Consider the following 10,029-nt stretch of genomic DNA (forward strand, 5'->3'; position numbering starts at 1 on the left):
CTCACCAAACCGATCTTCGTCGACCGACTCGGACGTGAACGCCAGCGCCTGAACCTCGCGGTCAGCATCGGCGCGCAGACCCTGCCCCGCCGCGGAGTGCAGCTGCCCGCGCTGCTCGCTGGCGCCGACGCGGCCATGTACGCGGACAAGCACGGCCGCCGCCTGACCAGCCTGCCCACCACCGGACGCCTGCGCGACGACCGACCCGGACGGGAGAGCGCCTGATGGGCATCACTTACGACGGCCCGTACGCGGACCTGATCGACTCCTACGGCCACGAGGGCTACGCCGCCCGCAAACTGCCCGGCGGCCAGCTCACCAGCATCTGGAACTACCAGAACCGCGAATTCCTCGGCTACGTCGCCAAGTGCGAATGCGGCTGGACCGGCAGCACGCTGCACCCGCCCACCGAGGAGGGCCGCGAGGCCGCGCACGACGAGTGGGACCACGAGCACCTGCAACCGCTCATCAACGAGGCCAAGCGCGCGTGGCACCGGTGGGCCGACCGCGCCGGCGGGGATCTGAAGGACGTCGCGAACCTGGTGCGAGACCAGCAGTTCGGGCACGCGGCCAGCCTGCTGTCGCGGCTGATCGAGCAGCTGGAAACCCGGCAGCGCGTCGTGACCGAGCTCGCCGAAGGGCGGGACCGGTGATGAGCGGCCTCACCCGCCCGATCTGCGAGGTGGTGCTGCCGTGGAACGGGCAGACCGCGTTCTGCCGTGGCCGTGAAGGCGGGCTGATCGTGTTCGCCTGGCGCGGCAGGCCCGGCGGCGTCCCGCCCGGTCTCGCGACCCGCCGCCAGCTCCGTGCGATCGGGCTGCGGCCCAACGGCCAGGGCGCGCAGGCGCTGCTGTGGTTCCGCCACCGCAAGCCTTACCGCCGCGAGGAACTGTGCGACCTGTTCCGGGTGGACCTGGCCGCACCGGTCCGGCCGCTCAACGCCGCGCGGATCTTCGCGCTGGACAAGGCGATGGCCGCCCGCCGCTGGTGCCCGCAATGCCAGCGCGACGTCGGCTACTGCGTGCCCACCTCCTACAAGCGCTGCTGGACCTGCTTTCAAGCCAACGAGATGGCGGAGGCCTGCTGATGACTCTCACCTTCACCGACATCTTCTGCGGCGCCGGTGGTTCCTCGATCGGCCTGGCCGCCGCCGGGTTCGAGCTGAAGCTGGCCGCGAACCACTGGGACCGGGCGATCGAGACGCACGCCGCGAACTTCCCCGGCGCGGAGCACCTGTGCGCGGACGTCTCCAACTACGACATGCGTCGCCTGCCCCGCACCGACATCCTCTGGGCCTCGCCGATCTGCACCGAGATCAGCCCCGCCGGTGGCCGCAAGAAGTCCCGCGGCCAGATGGATTTGCTCACCGAGCTCAACGAAGACGGCTACGTCGGCCCGGCCGCGCTTGACCGGACCAGGGCGACGTTCCATGACGTCATCCGCGCCACCGAGGTCCACCGGTACAAGGCGGTCCTCGTCGAGAACGTCACCAACGTCGCCTCCGACTGGGAACTGTTCGACTGGTGGGTGCAGGGCATGTGCCAGCTGCGCCCCGGCTACAACGTGCAGTACGTGTCGGTGTCCTCCGCGCACGTCGGTGGTGAGGGCAACCCGCACGCTCCGCAGTGGCGAGATCGCCTGTACCTGGCCTTCACTCGCAAGGACGTCCTCCTGCCGGACGTGACGCCCCGTCCGATCGCCTACTGCGCGGTGTGCGACGAACAGGTTGAGTCCATCCAGTCGTGGAAGCGCCCGGAGAAACGCCGCATCGGCAAGTACGGCCAGCAGTACGTCTACCGCTGCCCGAACACCCGATGCCGCCACGACGTCGTGGAGCCCTACGTACTGCCCGCCGCAGTGGCGATCGACTGGAACGACCTCGGCCAGGTGATCGGCGACCGCGCAAAGCCGCTGGCAGCCAAGACGATGCGCCGAATCCAGGTCGGCTTGGAGATGTTCGCGCAGCCGGTCGTCGCAGCGGCAGGCGGGAACACGTGGGAGCGTCCAGGATCGGACTACATCCGTGCGTGGCCCGCGTTGGACTCGCCGACGACCGCACGCACCGGCACACCCGGCGACGGTGTCGCGGTCCCACCGTTCTTGGCCCCGGCTGGCGGCACGTGGAACGAGGCCCCATCGACCATCGAGCAGCCGATGCGGACCCGCACTACACGTGACACCGAAGCTCTCGTGTGCCCGCCGGTGATGCTGTCGGTCAACCACGACGACGAGACCGGCCGCGCCTACCCGGTCGGTTCCCGGCCGCTGCCCTCACGCACTACGAAGATCGGCGACGGGATAGCGATGCCGCCGTTCATCACGATGAACCGCACCAACAACACCCCGAAACCCATCGACGAGCCGCTCGCCCCGCTCACCACCGGACGCAACCACGCGCTCACGGTGCCGCCGTTCGTGGCCGAGCTGCGCGGTGGTGGGTCGACCGCGCGGGGAATCGACCACCCGCTCGGCACCGTCACGGCGGGTGGGAACCACCACGGCCTGGTCGTGCCGGACAACGCGTTTGTGACCCGCCACTACGGCGGGCACGACGAGTCGAAGTCGAGGCCCGTCACTCAGCCGCTCGGTGCGATCACCGCGACCGGCGGCAACCACAGCCTCCTCGTCATCCCGTACCGCCGTGGCGCGAAGCCGCACCGCGCGAACAACCAACCGATCTCCACCGTCGCGACACGCGAGCAACACGGCCTGATGCAACCCGCGTTCGCGATCGAGGACTGCCGGTTCCGCATGCTCAAGCCACGCGAACACCTGGCCGCCCAACGGTTCCCGAACACCTACATCGTCATCGGAACCAGCGGCGAGCAGACCATGCAGGCCGGAAACGCCGTCTCCGCCAACGTCGCGCAATGGCTCGCCAGCCGCATCGCTCAAGTCCTCGCCTGACCCACCTCCCCATCACCAGCCCCCGTGGCAGGGCGAGTGCCGCCCTACCTCGCCCCGCCACGGCACCAACGCACCCCGGAACGGAGCTCGTCATGAACACGCATTCCGCCAGCTTCACCGCCACCTGCGCCTTTCCCGGCTGCGGCAACACCGTCAGCCCCGGCCAGGTCATGTGCCCCGGCTGCGCCAGCCGCTGACCCGACCGACCACAAAGGAGGCCTCTCGCCATGACCGCAGAATCCGACCTGCTGAACGAGATCCTGCGCGCCGCCGCCCGCGGCTGGCACATCTTCCCCGCCGTGCCCGGCGCCAAACGCCCGTTCATCGACCAGTGGGAAGCCCGCGCCACCAACGACACCAACGTGATCCGCGACTTCTGGACCCGCTACCCGCGCCACAACGTCGCGGTGGCCACCGGACCCTCCGGGCTGGTGGTGGTCGACTGCGACGTCGCAAAGCCCGGCGAGCTGGCACCGGATGGCTTCAACATGCTCGGAGTGGCAACGGGGCTCGATGTCCTGACGCTGCTGGCCGAACGCGCCAACACCACGATCCCGCCCACCTACACCGCCCGCACCCCGTCCGGCGGCACGCACCTGTACTTCCGCGCCCCGGCCGGCATGGCGTTGCGCAACACCGCGGGCACGCTGGGCTGGCTCATCGACACCCGCGCACACGGCGGCTACGTCGTGGCCCGCCGTCGATCACGCCGACCGGCCGCTACGAGATCACCGACGACCGCCCGCCCGCAGAACTGCCCGCCTGGTTGATCCAGGCACCTGCCGCCAGGCCGTCCACGGCCGTCTCAGCGCCCGCTCAGAACGCCCCTGCGCAGCGGTCGGCGTACCTGAACGCGGTCGTGGAAGGCGAGCGCACCAAGGTCGCAGCGGCCCAGCGAGGCCGTCACAACAAGACCCTGTTCCAGGCCGCGCTCAGCCTTGGCCAACTGGTCGCGGGCAACGAGCTGGGCCACGCCGACGCTGCCCGCATGTTGGAGCAGTCCGCCGCGCACATGGTGACCGCGGACTGCGACTGCACCCCGCGCCAGATCACCGCAACCGTCCAGTCCGGACTCAAGCTCGGAGCAACGCGCCCGCGCCGACTGGATCGCGACGCCGCCTAGCCCTCTCCACCACCCCCACACCACCAGGGAGTAACCGTGTCCAGTTCCGACCAGTTCGTCAGCGCCCTTGACGCCGCGATGACGGCTCTGGCCAGCGCCGCCGGCAACAAGCACTTCCTGTTCGCCACGCACGAAGAGACCTTCACGGCCTACCAGCACATCGCCGCCCTTGCGGTGAGCCTGCACACCGCCTCGCACCGCGTCGTGGACGCCCTGGTCCGCAAGGCCTGGGACGTCGAAGAGCACGGCGGCAGCGTCGACGAGTCGTTCCAGGACGCCATGGAGGCCATGCAGTCGGTCCGCGCCGCCACGAACTACAGCGCCCGCCGGGCCGCCAACGCCGTCCGCGTCGCCACCTCGATGCAGTACCCCAAGCCCGCCAAGGCGAGGTAGCGCGCCCACCAGCGTCCGTCGCCAAACGTCCAACCACACCAGGGAGATTCGAATGTCCGACCAGGCCCACTCCGCCCGCAGGTCCACCCAGTGGAGCAACGACGACCTGAGCGCCGCCGTGCTCGCGACCAAGCGACCGAGCGAACTCGTGCAGTCCCTTGCCGACGTCAAGCAGCTCACTCAGCTGCTGGAGGCGCTGGGCACCGGCAGCGAGCACGCCACCTCGATCCTGGACGGCACCGCCGCCGGCGTCGCCCACTTCGTCGAGACCCTGCGCACCGCCAACCCCATGGGGCTCAACCGGCCGATGGTGGTCACCATGACCGACCAGCGCCAGGCCGCCTACACCCAGGCCGTTGACGCGATCCGCCTCGCACGTCGGCACGCGCGCACCCTGCACGCGAAGTTACTGGACGCCGCAGTCGCCCTGACGGCAGCGCACGCCGACCACGACCAGGCAACGCGCCGCATGCGCCGCGACACCAGCCGCTGATCGACCAGCAGTGAACACGGGCCGGTGCCGCACACCGTTGTGCGGCACCGGCCACCCCTCACCGTCCACTCCAGACACCACGGTTGGAGGCACCTCCATGAACGCGACGAACAAGCACCTGCCCGACAGCGGTGCTGCGCGCGTTCTGCGTGCTGTGTCGGACGAACCCGGCCAGACCGGAGACGGCTGGGAGCAGCCGGTCCCGCTCTCGGCCGCACAGCGGGCCCTGCCGCCGTTCCCTGTCAGCGTCCTGCCCGGCTGGGTGGCCGACATGGTCAGCGCCGTCACCGAGTTCACCCAGACTCCGGCCGACCTCGCCGGGTGCGTCGCCTTGTCCGCGCTGTCGACGGCCGCGGCCGGACGCATCAACGTGCGCATCCGGCCGGGCTGGACCCAGCCGGTCAACCTGTTCCTGGCCGTGGCGCTGCCACCCGGCTCGCGTAAGTCCGACGTGTTCGCCGCCATGGCCGGACCCATCCGCGCCGCGCAGGCCGAACTCGTCGAACTCGCGCTGCCGCACATCGAGGAAACCCGCATCCAGAAAGCCGTCGCCGAACGCGAAGCGGACAAGCTGGAGAAGACCGCCAGCACCGCCGATCCCACGTCCATCGGCCTGGCCGGCGACGCGGCCCTGCGTGCCCGAGAGATCGTGATCCCGGCCCAACCCCGTCTCGTCGTGGACGACATCACCGCGGAGAAGGCCGCCACCATCATGGCCGAACAGGGCGGGCGCCTGGCCGTGCTTGCGCCCGAGGGCGGCATCGTCGCCAACATCGCCGGGCGCTACTCCGGCACGCCGAACTACGAGGTGTTCCTGCGCGGCCACGCCGGCGAGTATCTCGAAGTCGACCGCCAGGGCCGCGAATCCGACTTCATCGAGCACGCCTACCTGACCTTGGGTCTCGTTGTGCAGCCGCAGATCATCCGCGACCTAGGACAGATCAAGGCCGCCAAGGAACGCGGCCTGCTCGGACGCTTCCTCTACTCGCTGCCGGTCAGCACGGTCGGACAACGCGAGATCCGCGTACCCGAAGTCCCCGAACACGTCAGCACCACCTACCGCACGCGACTCGCCGAACTGGTGCTGCACCTGGCACCGCGTGACCTGACCACCGTCGACTTCAGCCGCGATGCCGACGAGGCCATGTTCGCGTTGCAGACCGAACTCGAACCCCAGCTCGCGCCCCGCGGCAACCTGCACCACATCACCGACTGGGCCGCCAAGTACGCCGGAACGGTCGCCCGCCTGGCCGGGCTGCTGCACCTCGCCGACAGCCCCGCCGACAAGTGGTCCACCGAGATCACCAGCGAGACGTTCAGCCGCGCCCGCACCCTCGGGTCCTACTACCTCGCGCACGCCCTCGGTGCGTTCGACTACATGGGTAACGACGAAGTCACCGACGACGCCCGCATGGTCCTCGCGTGGATCGAGCGCCAGGGACCCATCAGCTTCACCGTCCGCGAGCTGTTCACCTCGATCACCAGGGGACGGTTCCGCAAGGTCACCGACCTCCTACCCGCTCTCGATCTGCTCGAACAGCACTTCCACATCCAGCGCGCGCCCGAACCCGAACGACGCGGCCCAGGCCGCAAACCCAGCCCCACCTACTTCGTGCACCCGACGCACAGGCAGGCCACGCGATGACCCTGCCGCACAAACCGCAGAATCCGCAGAACTCCTTAGGCAGATGGATCTGCGCTCGTCAGCGGCACTGCTGCCGATCACCGCCGCGCTGCCGCAGAACGCCACAGAACTGCCGCAGAAACCCGACCGGACTACAACGCCATCAGCCAGGAGTGGACATTGGAACCCAGCACGAAGAACTTCGACCTCTACACCGTCTTGGCGGTGACCCACCGCTTGCCTTCGGATCTTGGCCCGTACGTGGAAATTCTCAGCTGGATGGTCGGCAAGACCGTCAATCAGTTCGAGTGGATCAGCGCTCACCCCATCTGCGGCGAGGCGCTCGCGGAGCAGCACCCGCAGCTCCGCGACATCCCGGCGGCCCCAGACTTCGACGGCGACGAACGCCGCATGGACGCCTGGGCCGACGAGCAGAAGGCCCGCATCGGCGTGTCCAGCTTGCCGGTCGCGCCGCTCTCCCCGGACAAACGCGAGGAGGCACTGTCCGTGGACGCCGTGGCCGAAGCCATCAGCCTATACAAGGTGTGGCACCTGGACCTCAACAAGCCCGATCTCGGCTTCGACAAGCCGACTGACTGACCTACGCGCCGCCGTCCTGATTCTGCGGCAATTCTGCGGAGTTCTGCGGCAACCCGGCCAAGATCACCGACACCGCTACTGAGCTGCACAAACCCACACCTACCGCCAATTCTGCGGATTCTGCGGTTTCTGCGGCAGCCCAGCAGCGTCGACTCCGAGGGAACATCCATGACCGAGCAGCAGCCTGCCCTCATCTCCGTCCCCGCGGCCGCCGAACTCCTCGGCATCAGCCGCGCGTCCGCTTACCGCTACGCCGACGCCGGCCAGTTGCCCGGCGTTCGGAGGTTCGGCCGTCGCGTGTACGTCGTCCGAGCTCGCCTTGAGGCGTTCCTCGCGTCCGACCAGCAGCTCGATGCGGAGGCGGCATGACCAAGCGAAAGCCCAACCGGCGCAAGGTGCCGGGGAGCGTCTTCAAGCGCGGCAACAAGTGGGCGTACGCGTTCGATGGCCCGCCGCATCCGCTGACCGGTGACCGCCAGCGGATCAGCAAGAGCGGTTTCGAGACCGAAGACGACGCGTGGGACGCGATGGAAGAGGCTCAGACCGCCGTCCGCACCGAGACCTACGTCAAGCCATCCAAGGCGAAGGTGGCCGACTTCTTCACTGCGTGGTTCCCGTACGCGCGAACGACAACGGAGCCCACGACGGCGGCGAACTATGAGCAGCTCGCCAAGGCGTACGTGCTGCCGTGGGTCGGGAAGCGACCGATGCAGGACATCGTGCCGTCTGTTATCGCGGCGTTGTACGACCAGCTGCTCCGGGACGGGCGGCGGAAGCGTGACACGAACTGGGAGATGTTCCAGCTGTGGGAGGAGGCACGGCTCGACAAGCGGGAGATTCGTCCGCGCGAAGTCGCCGACAAAGTGGGCGTCTCATACGGGGCCGCGCGCAAAGCGTTCAAGCGCTACGAGGTCGGTCGGGTGCCGAAGCCGACCGAACGAGGGCTGTCGCCGAAGACGGTGAAGAGCGTGCACATCATGTTGAGTTCGGCGATGACCACGGCGGTGCATTGGAGGTATCTCAGCGTGAACCCGGTGAACGGTGTCAAGCCGCCTTCGGTGCCGCGGCGCTCGCACAACACCTGGAATCCGGCGCAGATGACGCGGTTCCTGGAAGTGGCGAGAGGCGACCGGTTGTACGGCCTGTGGGTTCTCGTCGCGTCGACCGGCATGCGTCGCTCGGAGCTGTGCGGCCTGACGTTCGATGCGCTCGATCTGGACGCCGCAGTCGTCCGCATGAAAGCGACTCGCGTCGTGGCCGGAGGTTCCGTGAAGACCGGCGGTGGCAAGAGCGCGCGCAGTCGGCGCCCGTTGGCGCTGGACAAGTTCACGGTGGCAGTACTGCGCAAGCACCTCGAACAGGTGAGTGAGCAGAAGCGTGTCTTCGGGAAGGGGTACCAAGAGCACAAACTCGTCTTCTGTTGGGAGGACGGCAGGCCGATCTATCCAGACACGATTACTGAGCAGTTCAACCGACTGGTGGACGAGGCGAAGATCCCGCTGATTCGACTGCACGACGTCCGGCACAGTTACGCCACGATCGCGCTGAGGTCGGGTGTGCACCCGAAGATCGTGAGCAGCCGACTCGGGCACGCGACCGTGGCGTTCACCCTCGACACCTACTCCGCAGACATCCCGGACCTTGATGCAGGGGCTGCGGAGGACATCGGTGGTCTATTCCTGCCGAAGTGGGAGGAGGACGTCAGCTGATCGCTTAGAACGCCGTTTGGCTACCGTTTCGGCTACCGCAGGCCGGTTTCGGGGGTCATTGACGTGCGCAAGAAACCGGAGAGCCCCCGACCTATGCAGGTCGGGGGCTCTCCGGCTGTAATGGGCGATACTGGGATCGAACCAGTGACCTCTTCGGTGTGAACGAAGCGCTCTCCCGCTGAGCTAAACGCCCGTGTTCTGTTGTCTTGCTGTACCGCTCTCGCGGTGTGGCCATAGCCTACAACATCATCAACGAGAACCAAAAACCGGGCTCTGCAACCAGCTCCACTCGATGCCGACCCAGCCGCCGACCAGCGCGAACACGTTGAGGAAGTAGCAGGTGACGAGCACGATGGCGCAGACGCCGGCCATCACCAGGCCGCGGACCCAGCCGGGCTGGCGCTTGAGCCACTCGACCCAGCGGTCGTAGTAGCGCTTGGCGAACTTGAGGACTCGGCCCGCCCACTCGAACTCGGTCGCGAGGATCGCGAGGCCCGCGAAGACCACCAGCCAGCCGGGGCCGGGGTAGGGGATCATGATGATGCCCGCGATCAGCACGAGGCCGCCGATCACGCCCACGCCGATGCGGTAGGCCAGGTTCAGCGCCGGGTTGCGGTGGAACCAGTGGCGCCAGCCCTTGTGCTCGTCGGGCTTCACGTCGGGCTTCGTCATGTGTCGATCATCCTGTTGGGACTCAGGCGGGTGCAACCTGGCCTCCTGCGAGCACCTCCGAGGGCTTCGGCGGGGCTTGGCGGCCGGGTTCGAGCGACACCGCGAACGTCGTGTGTTTGTGAGCGTCGGCCGACCAGCTCAGCAGCTGTGGGTCGGTCGAGCCTGCGCGCACGTCGAACACCGCCAACGGTACCGGCGCTTTCGTGCTCGCACCCCAAACTACGTAAACGTGACCTGAGTCGTTCGGTTTCAGGTTCAGCGGCATCACGGCGCCGGAGGTGGGGTTCGACAGCACGATGGCCACCTCGTCGCCGGAGCCCGTGCGCAGGACCGCCCTGTTCGTGGCGGGGTCGGCGGCCAGCGACAGCGCCTTGTTCAGCTCGTTGGTGCGGGCCTGGGAAGCCGCTATTTCGCCCGAAAGCTGGTTCACGCGCACGCCCAGGTATCCGCCGCCGGCCAGGACGGCCAGAGCCGCGGCCGCGGCCAGCAGGACGCGGCCCGTGCGGCG

Annotated in this window: 14 protein-coding genes and 1 tRNA gene; 12 read left to right on the top strand and 3 right to left on the bottom strand. The window is 68.3% G+C overall.

Going from position 1 to position 10,029, the window contains the following annotated elements:
* From FXN61_RS42735 to FXN61_RS42790, 12 genes are all read left to right on the top strand, one after another.
* On the top strand, positions 1 to 225 hold a 225-nt coding region (locus FXN61_RS42735), incomplete at its 5' end, for a hypothetical protein (RefSeq protein ID WP_376770809.1).
* The gene (locus FXN61_RS42740; protein WP_167979551.1) at positions 225 to 653 is read left to right on the top strand and encodes a hypothetical protein; all 429 of its coding nucleotides are present in this window, start codon (positions 225 to 227) and stop codon (positions 651 to 653) included. The genes FXN61_RS42735 and FXN61_RS42740, both read left to right, overlap by 1 nt.
* Entirely contained in the window at positions 653 to 1,087 is a 435-nt protein-coding gene (locus FXN61_RS42745; RefSeq protein ID WP_167979552.1) for an RRQRL motif-containing zinc-binding protein, read from the top strand. The genes FXN61_RS42740 and FXN61_RS42745 overlap by 1 nt, the downstream gene beginning before the upstream one ends.
* The gene (locus tag FXN61_RS42750; protein WP_167979553.1) at positions 1,087 to 2,907 is read left to right on the top strand and encodes a DNA cytosine methyltransferase; all 1,821 of its coding nucleotides are present in this window, start codon (positions 1,087 to 1,089) and stop codon (positions 2,905 to 2,907) included. The genes FXN61_RS42745 and FXN61_RS42750 overlap by 1 nt, the downstream gene beginning before the upstream one ends.
* A gap of 227 nt (positions 2,908 to 3,134) precedes the next feature.
* Complete coding sequence (locus tag FXN61_RS42755) at positions 3,135 to 3,677, top strand: bifunctional DNA primase/polymerase (RefSeq protein ID WP_167979554.1); 543 nt, start codon at positions 3,135 to 3,137, stop codon at positions 3,675 to 3,677.
* Complete coding sequence (locus FXN61_RS42760) at positions 3,674 to 4,030, top strand: hypothetical protein (protein WP_167979555.1); 357 nt, start codon at positions 3,674 to 3,676, stop codon at positions 4,028 to 4,030. Before FXN61_RS42755 ends, FXN61_RS42760 begins: the two co-directional genes overlap by 4 nt.
* 36 nt (positions 4,031 to 4,066) lie before the next feature.
* Positions 4,067 to 4,423, top strand: a complete 357-nt coding sequence (locus FXN61_RS42765; protein WP_167979556.1) for a hypothetical protein — start codon at positions 4,067 to 4,069, stop codon at positions 4,421 to 4,423.
* Between the two features lie 52 nt (positions 4,424 to 4,475).
* The gene (locus FXN61_RS42770) at positions 4,476 to 4,916 is read left to right on the top strand and encodes a hypothetical protein (RefSeq protein WP_167979557.1); all 441 of its coding nucleotides are present in this window, start codon (positions 4,476 to 4,478) and stop codon (positions 4,914 to 4,916) included.
* A gap of 97 nt (positions 4,917 to 5,013) precedes the next feature.
* Positions 5,014 to 6,561 carry a YfjI family protein gene (locus FXN61_RS42775; RefSeq protein ID WP_167979558.1) on the top strand — a complete coding sequence of 516 codons (1,548 nt, stop codon included), beginning with the start codon at positions 5,014 to 5,016 and terminating at the stop codon, positions 6,559 to 6,561.
* Between the two features lie 159 nt (positions 6,562 to 6,720).
* A complete protein-coding gene (locus tag FXN61_RS42780) occupies positions 6,721 to 7,140 on the top strand; it encodes a DUF7736 domain-containing protein (protein WP_167979559.1) in 420 nt (139 codons plus the stop codon).
* 168 nt (positions 7,141 to 7,308) lie between these two features.
* Complete coding sequence (locus FXN61_RS42785) at positions 7,309 to 7,509, top strand: helix-turn-helix transcriptional regulator (RefSeq protein ID WP_167979560.1); 201 nt, start codon at positions 7,309 to 7,311, stop codon at positions 7,507 to 7,509.
* Positions 7,506 to 8,849, top strand: a complete 1,344-nt coding sequence (locus FXN61_RS42790; protein WP_167979561.1) for a tyrosine-type recombinase/integrase — start codon at positions 7,506 to 7,508, stop codon at positions 8,847 to 8,849. Before FXN61_RS42785 ends, FXN61_RS42790 begins: the two co-directional genes overlap by 4 nt.
* 121 nt (positions 8,850 to 8,970) lie before the next feature.
* Here the strand turns inward: FXN61_RS42790 and FXN61_RS42795 are convergent.
* The 3 genes from FXN61_RS42795 to FXN61_RS42805 all read right to left on the bottom strand — a co-directional run.
* Positions 8,971 to 9,042 (bottom strand) — tRNA-Val (locus FXN61_RS42795).
* A gap of 56 nt (positions 9,043 to 9,098) precedes the next feature.
* Complete coding sequence (locus FXN61_RS42800; protein ID WP_167979562.1) at positions 9,099 to 9,521, bottom strand: TIGR02611 family protein; 423 nt, start codon at positions 9,519 to 9,521, stop codon at positions 9,099 to 9,101.
* Between the two features lie 22 nt (positions 9,522 to 9,543).
* Positions 9,544 to 10,029 (bottom strand): anti-sigma factor domain-containing protein (locus FXN61_RS42805; RefSeq protein ID WP_188136100.1); only part of this gene is annotated, 486 nt, incomplete at its 5' end.

It is taken from the genome of Lentzea indica (assembly GCF_012184385.1).
GTDB classification, from domain to species: Bacteria; Actinomycetota; Actinomycetes; order Mycobacteriales; family Pseudonocardiaceae; genus Lentzea; species Lentzea indica.